Source organism: Streptosporangium sp. NBC_01639 (assembly GCF_045209755.1).
In the GTDB taxonomy this organism is placed as follows: Bacteria; Actinomycetota; Actinomycetes; order Streptosporangiales; family Streptosporangiaceae; genus Streptosporangium.
Genome location: NZ_CP109272.1, coordinates 4,795,719 through 4,814,237 on the forward strand (window position 1 = coordinate 4,795,719; position 18,519 = coordinate 4,814,237).

The 18,519-nt window shown below is 68.8% G+C and carries 10 protein-coding genes; 7 read left to right on the forward strand and 3 right to left on the reverse strand.

Annotation, left to right across the window (positions count from 1 at the left end; genetic code table 11):
- Positions 1–171: 171 nt before the first annotated feature.
- Positions 172–3,993, forward strand: coding sequence for a S8 family serine peptidase (locus OHA77_RS21950; protein WP_406311431.1), 3,822 nt, complete (start codon positions 172–174; stop codon positions 3,991–3,993).
- A 169-nt stretch (positions 3,994–4,162) separates the two neighbouring features.
- Here the strand turns inward: OHA77_RS21950 and OHA77_RS21955 are convergent, their stop codons facing one another.
- From OHA77_RS21955 to OHA77_RS21965, 3 genes are all read right to left on the reverse strand, one after another.
- A complete protein-coding gene (locus OHA77_RS21955; RefSeq protein ID WP_406311432.1) occupies positions 4,163–10,825 on the reverse strand; it encodes a hypothetical protein in 6,663 nt (2,220 codons plus the stop codon).
- 43 nt (positions 10,826–10,868) lie between these two features.
- A complete protein-coding gene (locus OHA77_RS21960) occupies positions 10,869–11,282 on the reverse strand; it encodes a YbaB/EbfC family nucleoid-associated protein (protein ID WP_406311433.1) in 414 nt (137 codons plus the stop codon).
- A 179-nt stretch (positions 11,283–11,461) separates the two neighbouring features.
- Positions 11,462–11,785, reverse strand: a complete 324-nt coding sequence (locus OHA77_RS21965) for a hypothetical protein (protein WP_406311434.1) — start codon at positions 11,783–11,785, stop codon at positions 11,462–11,464.
- 199 nt (positions 11,786–11,984) lie between these two features.
- Between OHA77_RS21965 and OHA77_RS21970 the strand changes: the two genes are divergently transcribed.
- The 6 genes from OHA77_RS21970 to OHA77_RS21995 all read left to right on the forward strand — a co-directional run bounded on the left by OHA77_RS21970 (position 11,985) and on the right by OHA77_RS21995 (position 18,519).
- A complete protein-coding gene (locus OHA77_RS21970; protein WP_406311435.1) occupies positions 11,985–13,238 on the forward strand; it encodes an ATP-binding protein in 1,254 nt (417 codons plus the stop codon).
- Positions 13,239–13,531: 293 nt separating this feature from the next.
- Positions 13,532–13,744: a hypothetical protein gene (locus OHA77_RS21975; RefSeq protein ID WP_406311436.1), complete on the forward strand. Its 213-nt coding sequence runs from the start codon at positions 13,532–13,534 to the stop codon at positions 13,742–13,744.
- A gap of 72 nt (positions 13,745–13,816) precedes the next feature.
- The gene (locus OHA77_RS21980) at positions 13,817–14,176 is read left to right on the forward strand and encodes a type II toxin-antitoxin system VapC family toxin (protein WP_406319855.1); all 360 of its coding nucleotides are present in this window, start codon (positions 13,817–13,819) and stop codon (positions 14,174–14,176) included.
- A 156-nt stretch (positions 14,177–14,332) separates the two neighbouring features.
- Complete coding sequence (locus OHA77_RS21985; RefSeq protein ID WP_406311437.1) at positions 14,333–15,943, forward strand: ABC-F family ATP-binding cassette domain-containing protein; 1,611 nt, start codon at positions 14,333–14,335, stop codon at positions 15,941–15,943.
- A gap of 63 nt (positions 15,944–16,006) precedes the next feature.
- Positions 16,007–16,807, forward strand: coding sequence for a hypothetical protein (locus OHA77_RS21990; protein WP_406311438.1), 801 nt, complete (start codon positions 16,007–16,009; stop codon positions 16,805–16,807).
- 299 nt (positions 16,808–17,106) lie between these two features.
- Positions 17,107–18,519 carry a C40 family peptidase gene (locus tag OHA77_RS21995; protein WP_406311439.1) on the forward strand — a complete coding sequence of 471 codons (1,413 nt, stop codon included), beginning with the start codon at positions 17,107–17,109 and terminating at the stop codon, positions 18,517–18,519.

An 18,519-nucleotide genomic window follows, 5' to 3' on the forward strand; every position in this document is an offset into this window, starting at 1 on the left:
ATTCGATCATTTGGTTGATATAAGTGATCTAGGAAAATAGATCTTGAAGCGTGGGAGCGCTCCCATAGGTCGGTGCGAGGCGACCGATCACCTCTCACCGTCTGCGGCCGGCCACCCCGGCGGGAAACGGCTCCCCGCTCACCGTGGATCGAGAGGGAAACCTTGCCCCACATGCACACCCGGCTCACGACGGTCCTGGCCGGCATCGCGCTGGTGCTCACCGCCGGTGTCGCGCCCAGCTCCGCCGAACTGCTCGGTCAGCCACCCACCGGAACGACCGAACCCGCTGAGAACCAGCCGGCCGGTGGCGTCACCGTCACGCTGATCACCGGCGACGTCGTCGAATACACGCCGTCGGAGAGCGGCATCCCTTCGATCAACATCCGGGAGGCCCCCCGGCCCGACGGCACGCCCATCACGTTCGCCACGCTTCCCGGCCGGAACGGGGGATACCTGGTCCTGCCGTCGGACGCCGCGGTGCTGGTCTCCTCCGGGGTCCTCGACGACGAACTGTTCGACGTCGAGACACTGGCGCGGGAGAAACGCACCGACACGATCCCGCTGCTCATCACCTATACCGGCAAGCCCACCGCATCCGCCCTCACGACGGCCGCGGACGCCCTGCCCGCCAGCGAGAACGTCCGCCCGCTCGACATCATCAAGGGTGCCGCGGTCACAGTGCGCGCCGGCGAGGCGGACACGTTCTGGGCCGCACTCCGCGCCGACGAGAAGTCCGTCGGCAGGTCGGCGAGCGGCATCGCCAAGGTCTGGCTGGACCGCCGGATCGACATGTCCCTCGATGAGAGCGTCCCGCTCATCGGCGCGCCCACCGGCTGGGAGCGGGGCTTCGACGGCAAGGGGACCAAGGTCGCCGTCCTCGACACCGGCATCGACGCCGGCCATCCGGACTTCGCCGGCCGGATCGTCGCGAGCAAGAACTTCTCCGACGCCCCCGGCATCGCCGACGCGCAAGGCCACGGCACCCACGTCGCCTCCACGATCGCGGGCTCGGGTGACGCGTCCGGCGGGAAGTACCGAGGCGTCGCGCCCGGCGCGTCCCTGCTGGTCGGCAAAGTGCTCAACGACGGCGGCAGCGGGGACTGGTCCTGGGCGATCGCCGGCATGGAATGGGCCGCCGAGCAGGGCGCCGACGTGGTCAACATGAGCCTGGGCTCCTGCTGCGGTGACGGCACCGACCCGATGAGCCAGGCCCTCAACGAGCTCACCAAGAAATACGGCACGCTGTTCGTCACCGCGGCGGGCAACGACTCCGACCCGCTCACCGTGGGCGTCCCCGCGGCGGCCGAGCAGGCCCTCGCCGTGGGCGCCGTGGACAAGACCACCGGGACGACCCTGGCCGAGTTCTCCAGCAGGGGCCCGCGCCTCGGCGACGCGGCGGTCAAGCCGAACATCGTCGCCCCCGGGGTGAACATCGTGGCCGCCCGCTCGGCCGACTCCACCGTGCCGCCGGTCCCGGGCAGCGACCGGTACACCGCGAACAGCGGCACCTCCATGGCGACCCCGCACGTGGCCGGAGCGGCCGCGATCCTGGCCCAGCAGCACCCCGAGTGGAACGCCGGGGAACTACGCGACGCGCTGGTCTCGACCGCCGAGCGGAACGACGACCACAACTGGTTCGAGCAGGGCGGCGGCCGGGTGAACGTGGCCCGCGCGGTCACCCAGCAGGTGTTCGCGACCTCCGTCGTCGACTTCCACCTCCTCGGCAAGTCCCCCGTCACCCGGCAGGTCACCTACCGCAACACCGGCACCGAGGCCGTCACGCTCGCCGTCGCGCCGGTCACCCGCGGCTGGAGCGGCAAGCCGGCCCCCGACGGGGCGATCCGCCTCGGCTCCCAGAGCGTCACCGTCCCCGCGAACGGCACCGCCACCGTCGATCTCACGATCGACCCCACCGCGGGACCGATGGGTGCCTACGGCGGCTGGGTCACCGCGAACAGCGGCGACATCCGGCTCGTCACGCCGTTCAGCTACTACACCGGCCCCGCCACGCACCGCCTCGGGATCTCGCTGGTCAACTCCTACGGGACCAAGGAGTTCTTCCCCGGTTACCAGGCCGAGCCCGTCGTCTACGCGATCCCGCTGAAGCGGTCGAACAGTCCGGAAGACCCGTTCAACCCGTACGGCTACTACGTCCTCCACCTCGACTTCTCCGGCACCGGTGAGCTCTACCTCCCCGCGGGCGACTACGAGGTGATCGGCGTCGCCGGGGAGACCCGGATCAGCAACCGCAACAGCTGGGTGATCGAGAACGTGACCCTGGACGGGGACCAGGACCTCACCCTGGACGCCCGCAAGACCGTGCCGACCAGGCCGATCACCAAAGAGCCCACCGACGGCGGCGGGCGCACGTGGTACGTGCGGACGTTCACCGACCGTACCTACCCCGTCTCGCTGTACGGCGGCGCCGCCGGCGGCCAGGACCTCTACGTGACCCCGGTCCCCTCGGTCAAGACGGGCAAGCTGCGGCTGTCGCACCAGTGGACCCTCGAACCCACCGTGCTGGCCGCCGCCACGGCGGGCAGGCTCGCGCTCCATCCCGCCTACGACCTTGACACCATGCGTGACAGCCTGACGGGCGTCACGACCCAACCCGTGGTCTCCGTGGGGCAGGGCAGAGTAGAGGACTTCGACGGCCTCGACGTGACCGGCAAGCTCGTCCTGGCCGGGATCCCCGTCACCGACGGCGCCACCCCCTACGTCGACGCGGGCGCGATGATGGACGACGCGGCCCGGAACGCCTCCCGGCGCGGCGCGGCGGGTGTGCTCGGCTACCTCGATGTCAAGGGAGGGCGGCCGCGCATACCGGCCGGCGGCTGGTCTGCGTTCCGGAGCCTCGGTCTGAGCGCGGCGGAAGGGCGCGACCTGCGCGCCGCACTGGACAAGGGACCCGTCTCGCTCCGGCTGGAGCCGTACAGCGGGCCCGACGTCGTCTACCGGCTGCGCTACGACGAACGGGGCAAGGTGCCCGCCAGGCCGGAGAAGGTCGACGTAAAGGATCTCGTCCGGATCGACGCGAACTACCACGCCGACCAGCCGGACACCAGTGGCTGGGAGTACGGGGAGTCCTCCACCGGTGAGGAGCCGGGCCGCATGCCGTACGGCGGGGCACTGCGCATGCCGGTCTCCCGCACCGAGTATTTCGGCCCGGCCGACGGCAAGGTGACCTGGTCGCGCACGATCACCAACCAGAGCCTGGACCTGCGCTCCGACGACCGGTTCACCCGCCACGACGACCGGCTGACCGAGCGGTGGTTCAAGGCGCCGCTCGTGCCCGGCGCCGCCGACGTGCCCGACGACCACCCGGTCACGCTGCCGTGCGCGCTGTGCCGGGACGGTGACAGGTTCGTCCCGGCGGAGCAGTGGCTGGACTCCGACCCCCGCCACTACAGCAATTTGAGCCCGGTCACGTCCACTCCCCGGCTGTTCGCCGACGACCAGGAGATCAAGGCACAGGGGCGGCGGCCCCGCTCCTTCACCGTTCCCGGGGACGCGACCGCCTACCGGCTGGACACCGTGGACGTCACCGGCCGGGCCCTGTCCAAGCAGGTGACCACGGGCTCGCGGTTCACCTCCGCGCCGCCGTCGGGCACGCCCCGCGGGTACTCCTGCACCTTCGGGCCCGCCTGCGCGTTCCAACCGGCCATCCGGCTCACCTACGACCTCCCGCTCGACCTGCTCAACCGGGCACCGGCCGGGCGGTCGTTCACCTTCGACCTCCGAGCCGCCGCGCACTCCGTCCTCCGCCGGGCGCCGGCCGTACGCCAGGTCCGGGTCGAGTACTCGGTCGACGACGGAGCCACCTGGCAGGAGGCCACGCACGTCAGGAAGCGGGCCGGTGGCCGCTTCCAGGTCGAGGTGGCCCACCCTCCGCTGACGGGTTCCAACGGTTACGTGTCGCTGCGGGTCGATGCCTCGGACACGGCGGGCGGTTCGGTCACCCAGACCGTGACCCGCGCCTACGCGCTGAGGTAGCCGCCGCGCTGAGGTAGCCGCGCCGGCGGCCACGGGGCGGCGCCCCGTGGCCGCCGGTCCACCCGGACCTTTGAATACCCGGACCTTTGAATACCCGGACCTTTGAATACCTGGGCCCTGAACAGCCGGGCCCTGAACAGCCGGATGGGCGCGTGAAACGCGGTCGGCGCTAACGGATGAACCCGGGGTGCTCCCGGTTGAGCCGGTCCACGTCGTCGGGCGAGAGCCGGATGTACAGCCCGTCGGGGACGTCGATCACCAGGTCTCTGCCTTCGTTGTGGAAGACGAGGCTGCCGACGACTCGGTAGTACGCGTTCTCGGTGTTCGCCTCCAGGTTGCGTTCGCGGATGTTGTTGTTCCGCGACGCCAGCTCCCCACCGGATCCCCGTCCGCCGCCGACGCCGAAGATGCCCACGGCGCCTTCGGCGGACGGCCTGACGGACAGGCCCACTCGGCCGTCCCGTTCCTTGCTGGAGCCGTGGCCATGGCCGGAAGTCGTCATCGTCTGGGAGTACACGCGTTGTTTGACCGACGCCTCGGTGACCTTTTCGGCCCGGAAGGCTTGGATTCCGACCTTTCCGAGACCGGGAATCACGTACTCGTGGGCAAGCAGCGCTTTCAGGTTGGCGCGCATCATCCCCGGACCGGTGGCCGTGCTGAGGAGCATGCCGGCCGGGCTGCTGAGGTCGAACCCGAGTGGCCGGTCGGACAGGCTGGGCACCGGCCCCCGGAGCTTCGGCGGCAGGGCGGCGACCGGTGCCCACTGCTCGACCAGGGAGGCCGCCGGGAAAGCGACCTGGTTGGCGATTTCGCCCAGCGTCGCGTTCACGGCAAGGGGTGTGACCGGCTTCGCCCAGCGTGGCGCCTCGCCTACCACGGTCGTCTGCGCCGTGACCGGCGTTCCCTCGGCGACCGGCACGGTGACGTGCTCGGGCACCAGCACCCGGAGTTCACCGCTCGTCACCCGGGTGACCGCCGACGTCGAACGGCGCTCGTCCCAGAACCGCACGGCCGCGTCGTTGCCGGTCAGCTCCGCCCATTTGTGCAGGACACCGCGGGTCCCCCGGACCAGGTGCTCCAGACCGGGTGGCGGCTCCTGACTGCGCACCACCTCGATCTCGTACCGGACAGGGTGGGTGAACTCGTGTGAGGGGTCAGAGGTCTGAACCCGGTTGATCTCCTTCACGTTGGTACCGCCGGTGTGCGAGGTTCCGGAGTCCGACGTGCTCCTGGCCGACACCTCGGCTCCGGCGAGGTCGCTGTCGGAAGATCTGCTGTAGCGCATGAGCGCTCTGGCTCCATGGCCGGAGCCGGCCTCATGCGTGTTCCCGGCGCCGCTGAGGTGCTCACTGCGGAGCATGAGCTTGACGTCGGGACGTTCCGCGGTGTGCGCCCCGTCCAGCACCACGGCTCTGACCCGGACCCCTACGTACTCGGTGAAACCACGGGCCCCCTTGACGGGGAGCCAGGTGTCTGCTCCGGTGCGGAGTGTCACCAGGTTCGCCGCCAGGGCCTGTTCGCTGTATCGGGAGCGCAGGGCCTCCATGACCGGGCTCGTCGTGAGCTCCTCGCCCTCGAACAGGATCCGTTGCTCATGGAAGACGCCGACGAGCTCCGGCAGCACGTTCGCCGCGTCGAGATGCTCGACGTGTGCCGAGTGCATCGCCAGTTCGGGGGAGATATAGGCACGCGGTTCCGTCACGACGGCCACGTCGGGGGCGGGACCCTCCAGTCCAAGGTGGCGCGCCACCTGTTCCGGCGTCATGAGATCCACGATCTGGTTCACCCGGAGGCGGGTGGGCGGGCCCTGCTCGACGGAGTCCCCCTTCCATCGGATCGGGGTCGCCTCCACGACCAGATCGCCGCGGTACCAGTGCGACTCGGCGCCGTAGGTGGAGCGGGCGACGTCCATGCCACCGGTATAGGCGCTCTGGGTCGAGTTCCGGCCGGTCGAGAAGGTCGCCCCGGCCGTCGCCACGAATTTGTGCCTGGTCCCTGTTTCACCTTCACCGGAGTCACCCAGGGTGGCGCGCGTTCCGACCAGTGCCTGTGCCTCCAGGCCCGCCGTTCTGCCCTTGCCGGTGATGACCCGGGTGCTCGCGTTCGCGTAATGCTCGTATTCGACCTCCGCGCCGGACTTGGTGCGTTCCAGCCCGGCCACGCTGACCTTCATGCGCAGCTCCTGGTTCCAGCCCTGGTGTTCGGGCAGTTTGACCGTCAGGCCGTCCGGCGAGGTGAGCAGCCCGATGTTCGCCTCCAGGTAGGAGGGCCGGGTGACGTCGAAGATCTCGGCCGGCACGTCTCGAGGCTTCTCCGGCGACGGCAGCCCCGTCCACTCGGCGTGCGCCTTGCCCAGCGCCAGGGCCAGGTCGGGCATGGCGCCGATGCGGATCACACCGGCGGGACGCTCCTTGAAGTCGACCACGTCGTCAGGACGACGGTCCAGCGGCTCGATGCGGCCTACCCCCGCCACCTCCTGCGCGCTCACCGGCTGCTGCGGCACATGCTGGTGAGGCACCACGATCTCCGCCGTGCTGCCGTCCACCCGCCAGGAGACGTCCGTGACTTCCTTGCCGTTCTTCGTGACACGCAGTTCCACCTCGATGGGAACCGCCTTTTTGAACGCGGTGACCGGGCCTTCGGTCTCGGTCCGGCGGTAGACACTGTGACCGGACGCGAAGGCCGTCTTGTCGGTGCTTCCCGTCATCACCTTGACGACTATCTTGGGAAAGTCGATCCCGAAGACCTTCTTCACCTTGATACGCAGGTTGACGGCGCCCTCGAAGCCGAACCCCTTGAGGGTCGTCCACCCGGTGGTCACTCCGGTCCCCGTGGTCCTGCGTTCGTTCACCGTCATGGGAAACTCATCGACCTTGTTCAGCGCGCCGAGGGTGCCGCGGGCCGAAACCTCGATGTGGTGGTCACCGGCCGTGGCCCGGTAGTGGATCCCGTTCAGGAGATGGGTGAAGTCGCCTTCCAGGGCGGGACGACCGAAATTTTTGTCGAGATCTTGGCGGACCTGCCGTAGCGCATCCTGCGGAAGATCAGGTGCAGCCTTGATGAGGGCGTCATGGATTTCCGTGACGAGGTGCTGGCCTCCGGTCAGGCGGGTCAGTGTGCCCAGTCCCGGTCCACGTCCGGCGGCCAGCATCGGCGGCTCCTGCGGATGGGGCTCGTACGCCGTGCGCGGGTCTCCGCCGTGCGGCTGAACGGGCTCGGTGTGCGGGATGGCGAACTCCTCCCGCACCTTCGCAAGCTCCTCCCGTATCTCGGCGAGCTCCCGCGACTGGGCGGATTCCTGCTGCGGAGGGGTCAGCTCCTTGCCGAAGACGTCACGCTCGAATCCGTCCGCCTCGCGCACCGGTAGCCCCATTTCCATCCGCACGTCGACATCGAAGGCCCCCAGCTTCTCCGTGGCGACGTGCAGCCGCACCACTGCGTCATAGAGCACGACGTCGGTCTTTTCGAGGAAATTCACCTTCGGCAGGTCTGCCTGAGACGTCGCTATGGAGTGCGCCTTTCCGACCTTGAGGCTGCCACCGGCCCTTGCGACGATCTTGTCGGTGGTGCCTACGTCGAGCTTGAAACCGACCAGCGCGGTCCCCGTGTTGCCTTCCTGGCTCGTCGAGCTCCCGGCCGTACGCCGCCCCAGATCGGGACGGATGGCTGTCGCGGTCGGCGCTTCCCTGCTCCCCGCCACGGGCTCCATCCGCAAGATGCTGGAGGTGACGCGGAAGGAATCTTCGGTGGAGTGGAACCGAGAGGTCGTGTACCGCACCGCCTCGGAGGCGGATCCGCTCGTCAGCCACCACTGGCTGCGGTTCTTCATCGCCTGCTCGCTGTGCACGGTGGACATGAGGTCATCAACGATCTTGACGATCTGGTGCGACGGCACGCCCGCCTCCACCAGCCGGCGCTGCACCGCCAGCGTCAACGGCAGGGTCTCCACCGCGGTGATGAGAACGCCGTAATCCGGTATCTTCCGGGCCGCGCCGGCCGGGACCTCGTGCCGGGGGAGAGCCGGCGGACCGCTGCCGGGGGTGAGCGGCCCCACCCGGCTGAACTCCGCGGGGAAGGGCACGACCACCGAAAGCTCGGGAATGACGGCGCCGTAGGGTATCTCCACTCCGTTGCGGTAGATCCCGAGGGACAGCCCCGCCTCGAAGAAGTCGTGCTTGAAGATGACCGTCTTGCGGCCGCTCATGATGTCGGTGCCGTTCGACTCGCTCATGCGTGACGAGTGCCTGACCCCGAGGCTGGGCAGACCGAGTGCCTCCACCTCGTCCGAGGTGTCCAGCATCCTCACGAGGCCACCGGTCAGCTCCGAATTGCGGACTCCGGAGTTTCTGCTATCCACGCCGTCACCGCCGAAGGAGACGGCATAGGGCCGGTGACCGGTCGGCTTCTCCATGGGAGAGAAGTCACGCAGCTCCGGCTTCAGATACACCACATCCTTGCCGACGCCCAACGCCGCGCCCTTCTGGAGCAGGTCGGTCCAGTTGTCCCGGTCGGCATCGGCCAGCCGTTCGGTGAGCCACGTCTTGATCGCGGTGCGGATCTCGGGACTGAGGTCGCCCCCGATGCCGTCCACCCACTTCTGCGCCACGGCCCCGGGATCCGCCGGGATCCGGACCTCATGCAGCGCCGTCTCTCCTAACGCGCCGATCTCCACGTATCTGGGCGGATGGATCGGCTGGGGAACCGTCGCGCTTTCCACCGTTTTCCCAGAACCCTCGATGGCGGATATGAGGCTCCCGGCAGCCCGCTCCTGTTGGGCGAGAGGAGCGTCACCGAGCGGAGCGGACCGGCCGGTGGGCGGCCTCTCCGGCGTGGCCTGCCGGACTGCGCCGCTCTGGAGTGGACCGTCCCCCGGTTTGTTGATGATCTCGTCGATGCTCGGACGCGGGGCAGGTGAGTGTTCAGGGCCGCGTGACAGGCTCGATGGAGCGCCCTGCGTTTCCCGCTGCTCGGCCCCGGCGTGCGGAGCGGACTGATCCGCCGAAGCGGCGGCGTCCGTCCGGGACTGGTCGTCATGAGGGACCGCCAGCACCGAGGGATACACCGGCAAGGGAGCCGAGTTGATCGGAGCACTGGCCCGGAGCAGCGCGGCGGTGGCGCCTCCGGCCTGGTCACCCGCAAGGCTCACCTCATTCGGCTGTCTGACGGCCACGGCGGCGCCGCGCGCCGTGTCACCGGGATCGGCGGGCAGGGGTGAGTCCTGACGTCGTACGACTTCGCCTCCGACCGCCTGCCCTGTACCGGCCGGCCGGTCGCCAGGGGCGGCGGGCAGGGGTGAGTCCTGACGTCGTACGACTTCGCCTCCGATCACCTGCCCTGTACCGGCCGGCCGGTCGCCGGGGCCGACGGGCTTCCCTCCGGAACCGCCCCCTTCCCCGGCGCCGCTCCCTCCGTGGCCGCCGTCGCCCTGGGGCGTCAGGGAGTGCGTGCCGGCCGGGTAGACCACGGTGCCGGCGTCGATGCGCACCGGTCCGAGCCGCGGGTCGGCCGCTGGGGCGTCCCGCATCACCGCGCTCGCCGACTCCGGGCGGCCCCCGTCCAGGGCGTGCCTGAGATGATCCAGCTGACCGGAAGCCCGGTCCGCGACGCCGGCCAGCGTCGTGTGTGCCGGTTGCACCGCGGTCCCGTGCCCGTCCGGCGTCGTGTGCGACGGCTGCACAGTGTTCCCGTGTGCCGGTTGCACAGCGGTTCCGGGTCCGTCCGGTGCTGTGGGCGATGCCTGATGCGCGTCTCCGTGCACGCTGGGCGCCGGACCCGGGTGGCGCCCAGCCTCACCGGTGTACGGGAAGGCCGGGTGGCCGCCGGACTCGGGGGACGGCGTGCCGTACGGGCCGGACCGATCGCCGGTCGTGGTCCCGCCGAGTTCGGCGGCGGCCAGCGGATGGTAGGTGACGCGGGCACCGGCCGGGATGTCCAGGCCTCCCGCGACTCCGGAGACGAAGGTGTAGAAGAGATGCGACGAATCGAGCTGGCCGCTCATCGCGAGCCCGGGAACGCCGCCCGCGGTGGCCGAGAGACCGCCCAGCAGGGCCCGCCCGTACAGGCTCTCCCCGACCGCCGCCACCTTGTCCCGCAGGGACAGTTCCGCCTTCGACGCCACGTATCGCACTTCCTGGGTGGCCAGGCGGCTGACGCCGAAGGCCGCCCCGGCGAACACCGCGCCGGAGAGGGCGCCACTGCCCACGGACAGCAGGAGCGAGCCGACATCGTAGTGCTCCCGATGCCCCCACTCTTTCTGCGCTTTCTGCACGCCGCCGTCCATAATGCCCATGATCGCGGCGAACTTCGCCATGTTGGCGAGCACCTGCCGCTTCAGCTCGTAGATCGACATCCTCGTGAGCAGAGTCTGCTCATGGATTGCGGCGAAGACGGCCGGGCCGTTGAAGTAGATCCACACCAGCACACGCGCGATGAAGACGGCGAGCATCGCCAGCGCAGCGTAGATCATCCACTGGGCGTGCTCCATCTGCACGCCGTACTCGCGGAGGTTCGCGGCCTCTGACCGGATCGCGTCCTCCAGCTGCTTCAGCAGCGCCCCGCCCGAGATGCCGGCGCTCGGGGCTCCGCCGGTGAGCTGCGCCAACGCTGCCTGGAAGGCGTCCTTCGCCTCACCCTTCCACTCGTGGTCACGCAGGGAGGCGAGCAGCCTGTCGGCGTCCTCGGCCTTGATCTCGGAGAGCACGTCGGCGAGCCGCTCCAGCACATCCGCCTCGCTGAAGATCCGGTCGACATCGACCTCGGGGAACGCCCCTCCCGCCAGGGCCGGTGCCAGGGGTTTGACCAGCTCGGGGACGAAATCGAGGTTCAGCCCCATCGGAGTGCACCCCGCCGCTCGGGCGAGGTGGCGGGCGCCGCCGTCATGGCTGCTTGCCGCGACCCTTCGGACGCGGCGTCGTGGCCTGTGCCAAGAAGGACGGGAAGTCGACTTCCTCGCCGAACAGGTCCTCGAAGGGGAGGTCCGCCGGCGCGAACGGCTGCATGGTTTCCTTCAGCTCGCCGGAGACCGTCCGGGTGGCCGCGCCGATCTGCTCGACGAGCGAGGCGGACAGCTCCGACGGGGACAGCTTCCGGTAGACCCGCGGATCGAAGTCGATCTTGCGCACGTCCCCGCGCGCACCCACGGTGACGGTCACCATCCCGTCCTTCGACGTGGCCGAGGCGGACACATCCCGGATCTTCTCGTGCATGTCCCGGATCTGTTCGGTCTGCCGGTTCACCTCCTGGACGAGCTGTTCAAGCACCGTCCAGGAATCGTCCATGCTCATGCTCATGCCCCCATGAGATGGATCGCCCTTGCCTGGGTCACATCAGGATTATCTTCCGCGCGTGAGAGTCGCGCGGCCGTTGTCGCCGGGGTCCCGGGTCGCCGCCAACGGTGATCTCCATGATCACTCGTGTTCCACCAGCTCATGACAGGGTGGGTCAGAGCGCCCGGGGGTCAAACCATGACTTATCTCTCATTTTCGGTTATTTCGCGTATGGTGCTGGCCTCGTCGCTCGTCCGGTAAACGGTGGCCGCGGTCCTGAGGTGGGGCTCCTGCGCACCGACCGCCTGGGTCAACAGGCCCAGGACCTCACCGATGGCGGTCAGCCGCCTCCCGCCTGACTCCCAGTAACGGTGAGCGTACTCGTCCCCGCCGAGCGCGGCCCGCACGGACTCCTTGGACTCCTCGAACCGGCCGTGCACGTCGGAAAGCCTGGTGGCCAGGTCGCCGACCCCATTGGCCAGACCGTGCAGGTGCCCGTCGCCGTAGGCGAAACCGTCGTATCTCACCGGGCCAACCTTAGTGACCGGCCCGAAGGTGCGGAGGGTCGGCTCACCTGTACGTCATGACCCCCCACCGGGAGATGGTGATCTGTCGGTTTTTCATCCCGTCAAATGTCAGTGACCCCCTATCAGTCTGTCGGTTTCAAGCACCGTCAAATGTCGGTTCGGCTTATGCTGGGCTCGACCGCCGCAGAGAGGAGCCACAGTGTCCGAGCTGGTCTCACGTCGTGTTACCGGCCATGCTGAGGAGTTCCTCGACGCCTTCAGAGTGGTGATCGTCAACGGGCCGAGGCAGTCGGGCAAGACCACTCTGCTTCAGCAGCTCAACGAGGGAAGAGAGGGGACGTATCTCACCCTGGACGACGGTTCGTTGAGATCGGCCGCCCAGGCCGATCCCGCTGTCTTCATCGCCGACGGGGCGCGCCCGATGATGATCGACGAGATTCAGCGAGGGGGAGACGACCTGATCCTGGCGATCAAGGCGGAGGTCGATCGGAGGACCGAGCGAGGGCAGTTCGTTCTGGCGGGTTCCACGCGGTTTCTGTCCACGCCGTCGTTGAGCGAGTCGCTTGCCGGGCGCGCGGGAATCCTTGAGGTCTGGCCTTTCGCACAGGAGGAGCTTGCCGGAACAGGTGAGTCCTTTCTCGTGACGGCCTTCGATGATCCTGAGGCGCTGCGGTCCTCAGCGCTCAGCGACTACAGCCGAAGGGACTACTTCGAACTGGTCTGCCGAGGTTTCTATCCGGAGGCAGTCGCGATGAGGTCAGAGTTCACTCGGGACAGGTGGTATCGGACCTATGTTCAGTCGGTCATCGACACCGACATCAGGGAGATGGCGCGAGTCGATGAGCCGAGCAGTCTCCGGCAACTGCTGAACCTCGCTGCGGCGAGTACGGCGCAGGAGCCGAACATGGTCAAGATCGGCAGTGATCTCCAGCTCCATCGGAGTACGGTCAACCGTTATATCGGCCTGTTGGAGACCGTCTTCCTGATCCGTCAGGTTCCGGCATGGTCTCGGAACCTTGTGGCCCGGGCGGTTCGCCGTCCCAAGCTGCACGTCACCGATACCGGCCTCGCCTCTCATCTGATCGGCGTCGACGCGGACGGCCTGGCTGCCAGGATCTCGCCCGCACGAGGCCCTCTCATCGAGTCGTTCATCGTCAACGAGATCGCGAAGCAGGCCACGTGGGCACCGTTCCGCGTCGGGCTCCATCACTGGAGGGTCAGCCAGGGAGCTGAGATCGACCTCATACTCGAACGGAATAACGGGCGGATCGTCGGCGTGGAGGCCAAAGCCACCGACTCCGTCAACAAGGATGACTTCAAGGGCCTTGTCGCTCTACGTGAAAGCCTCGGCGAGGATTTCGTCCACGGGTTCGTCTTCTACACCGGAGTAAGGTCGCTGTCTTTCGGTGACCGGCTGACGGCGTTGCCCCTCAGCGCTCTCTGGGACAGGTAGCGCTTCAAAGGTGACCATGCGGTCCCCACGTCGTACCGCGGTAAGGAGGCGTAGGGAGCGGAAATCGGGATGCCAGGGAGTGAAACCGGCGAGTACGCTGCGCGGGGACCTTTGGCGGGGAATCGCGGTGGCGCACGTTGAGATCGGGCAGCCCACTTGCAACCTATGACCCCCATGAACTCCAGTGGTTCGATCAGCCCGATACGGGTTTCGTCCTTCACGACCGAGAAAGCCGCGCCTGCCCGGTGGCGGTGATCCCGCGTTCGGCCGGAACAGGGTCGTACGCTGCGATTATGGGCGCGATGCGGGAGGAACTCCATCTGCTGGTGGACGAGTTGCCGGAGAGCCGGGTGTTGCCGGTGCTCGCGCTCGTCAGAGAGAACGTGTCGTCATCCCGTCGGCGTGAGAAGGCCGCGGTGGCTCTGGAAGGCATCCGTAACCGGATGCGAGGGGTGACCGGGGTGGACGAGGAGTTGGACCGGCTCCGGGACGAGCCACGTGGCTGACGCCTACGTCGTCGACACCGGTGTCTTCTGCGTTGGTTCGTCGATCAGCCTGGGTTCGAGCATGCCCGTGAGATCCAGGAGGCCTTCCTGGACGATCTCGTCGGGTTGGAGACGGCGGACTTCGCCCGGATCGAGGTGGCCGGGGTGCTGCGGAAGAAGGGGCTTCTGGCGGGCCGCCTGACGGCGGAGGAGTTCGTAATGGCCGTACGTGTCATCGACGATCTCGGCGTGACGGTTCATCCGATCGGTGCCGACCATCTGGAGCGGGCTGCCGGGCTGGCCGTACGGCTGACGTTGCGCATGTACGACGCCGTCTTCGCCCAGTTGGCACTCGATCGTGGAGTCCCCCTGCTCGCGACGGATGCCAAGCTCTGTCACGCGGTCGAAGGTGTGGTGAAGACCGAACTACTCCGAGGCGTGGGAGAGATCTGACCTCACCCGGTCACCGAGGTCGATCGTGAAGCCGGCGTCTTGTCGGTCACGGGCTCGGGTCCGGTGTGGTCGTGCGGCGCTGTGACGGCGGAAATCGAAATGTCCGGGAGACCGGTTCGCGGGTACCCTGCGCGAGGACCTAAGAAGGGAATCGCGGTGGCGCACGTTGAGGTCGGGCATCTGACATACGTACTGCCGGATGGGCGGCCGTTGCTGGACGACGTGTCCTTCCGGATCGGCGAGGGTGTCAAGGCCGCGCTCGTCGGGCCCAACGGAGCGGGCAAGACGACGCTGATGCGGCTGATCGCGGGGGACCTGCAGCCGGTCGACGGGAGCGTCGCCAGCTCCGGCGGACTGGGGATCATGCGCCAGTTCATCGGCAGCATCCGCGACGGGCGGACGGTGCACGACCTGCTGGTCGGCGTCGCCCCCGAGCGCGTACGGCAGGCGGCCGAACGGCTCGACTCCGCCGAGCTCGTGATGATGGAGCGCGAGGACGAGAAGGCCCAGATGCGCTACGCGCAGGCCATCACCGACTACACCGACGCGGGCGGCTACGACATCGAGGTGCTCTGGGACACCTGCACGATGGCCGCGCTCGGCATGCCGTACGACGACTGCAAATACCGTGAGGTCAACACGCTGTCGGGCGGTGAGCAGAAGCGGCTGGTGCTGGAGGCGCTGCTGCGCGGGCCGGACCAGACGCTGCTGCTGGACGAGCCGGACAACTACCTGGACGTGCCGGGCAAGCTCTGGCTGGAGCAGGCCCTGCGTGAGACGCCCAAGACGGTGGTGCTGGTCAGCCACGACCGGCAGCTGCTGGCCAACGCGGCCGACCGGATCGTCACCGTCGAGTCAGGCAGCGTCTGGATCCACGGCGGGGGGTTCACCACCTACGCCCAGGCCCGCAGGGACCGCAACGAGCGCCTCGACGAGCTGAAGAAACGCTGGGACGAGGAGCACGCCAAGATCAAGCGACTGGTCCTCATGCTCAAGCAGAAGGCCAAGTACATGGACACCATGGCCGCCGCCTACCACTCGGCCCAGACCCGGCTGCGCAGGTTCGAGGAGGCCGGACCGCCGGAGGCGGCGCCCAAGGAGCAGTTCATCAACATGCGGCTCAAGGGCGGCCGGACCGCCAAGCGCGCGGTGATCTGCGAGGGGCTGGAGCTCACCGGGCTCATGAAGCCGTTCGACCTGGAGATCTGGTACGGCGAGCGGGTCGCGGTGCTGGGCTCCAACGGCTCCGGCAAGTCGCACTTCCTGCGCCTGGTCGCCGGGGAGGACGTCCGGCACACCGGTGTGTGCCGGCTCGGCTCCCGGGTCGTCCCCGGTCACTTCGCGCAGACCCACGCCCGCCCCGAGCTCGTCGGCCGGACGCCCTGCGAGATCGTCATGACCGAGCACGCCCGGCTGAAGAACGAGGCGATGAAGGCGCTCTCCCGCTACGAGCTGGCCGGGACCATCGCCGAGCAGCGGTTCGAGACGCTGTCCGGCGGTCAGCAGGCGCGGCTGCAGATCCTGCTGCTCGAACTGTCCGGCACCACGCTGCTCCTGCTGGACGAGCCGACCGACAACCTCGACCTGGCCAGTGCCGAAGCGCTGCAGGAGGGGCTCAACGCCTTCGACGGCACCGTGGTCGCGGTCACCCACGACCGCTGGTTCGCCGACGACTTCGACCGCTATCTCGTTTTCGGTGCGGATGGAAAAGTGTACGAATCGCCCGAACCGGTCTGGGACGAGGCCAGGGTGGCCCGGGTGCGTTAAAGAGTCCGCCCGACCTGGGCGTGTCCGCTGGAGAGGGTCGCGTTCACGGGTTATCACCACTAGGTGACGTACAGCACCCGAATCGTCGGCGTTCTCGCCCTGCTCCTCCTCGCCGGATGCTCCAGCCCCGAGCAGGAGCAGGTCGCCGCGCTCAAGCCGCTCTCGGTCGTGGAGGAGGCATCCTCCATTCTCAAGGGAAATGACGGATATGTGGTGAACTGGGCGGGGGTGCTGGCCAACAGCAACCCGTGGCACTTCGGCGAGCACGTGGTGGCCACGGTGACCGCCAAGGACGCCAACGGCAAGGAGGTCGTCCGGATGGAACAGCCGCTGGACGCCGTGCCGCCCGCCGGCTCGCTCTCCTTCACCGGCCAGGTGGTCGCCACCGAGAAGCCGGCCAAGGTGAGCATCCAGTACCGCCCGGCCGAGTGGCGCCTGGCCGGCCGGATCGTCTCGGCCTTCGCCCCGTTCCCCATCTCGGACGTGCTGACCGAGGGTAAGAGCGACAGTTACCTGATCACCGGGTATGTCGGCACGCCGTACCGGCTGCCGGCCAGCAGCCTCGCGGTCACCGCGCTGCTGCGGGACAAGAGCGGGAAGTTGCTCGGGGGTGGGAGCACGTTCGTGGACGACGTCCGGGTGGGGGGCAAGCGCCGCTTCATCATGAACATCGAGAGCGTGCCGGACGCCAAGAGGATCGCCAAGGCCGACCTGGTCGCGCGCACCTGGGGGTCGAGCAGCCGTCCCTACGAGGAACTGGCCCTCGGGGGCATCGTCCAGGAGCGCACGGTCAAGCCGACCACGGCTCCGTTCGCCAAGGACCGGGGCAGCCAGTCCGTGGCGGCCGGCGCCGTCCGGCCGTAGCCGCATCTCCCGCGGGTGCCCTGCGGTGCCCGCCCTCCCGCGGGTGCCCTGCCGTAGTCGCACCTCCCACGGGTGCCTTGCGAAGGGCCCGTCGCTGTGCCCACGGCCACCGCATCCGCCGTGAAGGCCGCGCACCGGCCGTGCCCGGATACGGAGGCATGGCCTAAAGCTGCCCCCACCTGTACTGATCACGTTATGTGAGTTACATGTGTGCGAAGAGTGACTAAGGGGAATCCTGAGTTAGATCATTCGTCACAGAATGACATGCAGTGACATGTGATGGTTCGGGAGGCAATGGAATGCAGTCCGTGGAAAAGTGCGGTCGCACCGGCGTGGTGGTGGGCCTGGTCTGCTGCCTGGTCACCGGAGTGGCCGCCCCGGCGGTCGCCATGCGGGACCGGCTGGGCCCCTCGCGCGAGGAGGTCGCCAGAGCCCGGTCAAAAGCCGTCGAGCGGGGTAAACAGCTGGGCGAGACCACGGCCCTGCTGGCGAAGGCGCGGACCACGCTCGGGAAGCTGACCGGCGAGGCCAGGAAGCTGGTCGAGGTGTACAACCGCGAACGGATCAAGGCGGCCCGTGCCGAGGAGCTTCTCCGGAAGGAGAAGGAGTCGATCCCCGCAACCGGGACGGCGGAGGCCCGTCGGCTGGTGGCGTTCGCCACCCCGGGCGGCGGGGCCACCGCGATCCCGCTCCAGCCGGGCGGCCGGGCCACCGTGATCCCGTTCCAGGCCGCCGACGGTGCGGCCGTGATTCCGTTCCAGGCCGCCGGCGGCGCGGCCGCGATTCCACTCCAGACCACCGGTGGCACGCTCTTCCACGACGGAGAGACGGTCGCAGGCTCCGCCCGGACGGCGCCGGGCGTCCTCGCGCAGGGTGTCGCGCTGGGTGCCGCGCAGGCGGTCATGGTGCGTTCCCCCGTCCAGGCCGCGATGGACGTCAAGGCGGGTTCCCCCGTCCAGGCCACGATGGACGTCAAGGTGAGTGCTCCCGTCCAGGCCGCGATGGACATTTTGCAGGCCCGGCGGCTCCACGCGGAGGCCGCCTACGCCGCGCAGCGGGAAGCGGCGGAGCGGGCGGCCACCGCGGAGCGGGCGGCCAAGGAGGCCGTGGCCGGGCAGACCGCGGAGATCAAGCGGATCGTCGCGGAGAAGGCGCGGCTGGAGCGGCGGGTGAAGGCGGACACGAGCGCCGCCGACCGGCTCGCCGGCAGGCGGCAGGCCGTACGCAAGTGGTCCAGGATCGCCCGCCAGCGCGCCCGGATGGGGAATCGGCGGAGTTCGGCGGTCGCGAGGAAGAGGGCCAGGTTCGTGGCGGCCCGCAGGCAGGCCGGGTCGACCTGGCAGGCCGCCCGGGGCGACATCGCCGCCGACTGGGCGCTCACCCAGCTTGACAAGCCCTACGTGTGGGCGGCCACCGGGCCGCTCGGCTACGACTGTTCGGGGCTGACCATGCAGGCCTGGGCCCGGGCCGGGGTCAGGATCGACCACTGGACGGGCACCCAGTGGACCTCCGGGCAGCACGTGCAGATCACCCGGCTCCGCCGCGGAGACCTGCTGTTCTTCGGCACGGGTGCCCGCAGCCCGGGTGACATCACCCATGTGGGGATCTACATCGGCAGGGGGCTGATGGTGCACGCTCCGCAGACCGGGGACGTGGTGCGGGTCGCGCCGATATGGCGCGGAGACCTCATCGGTGCGACCCGTCCGACGTGA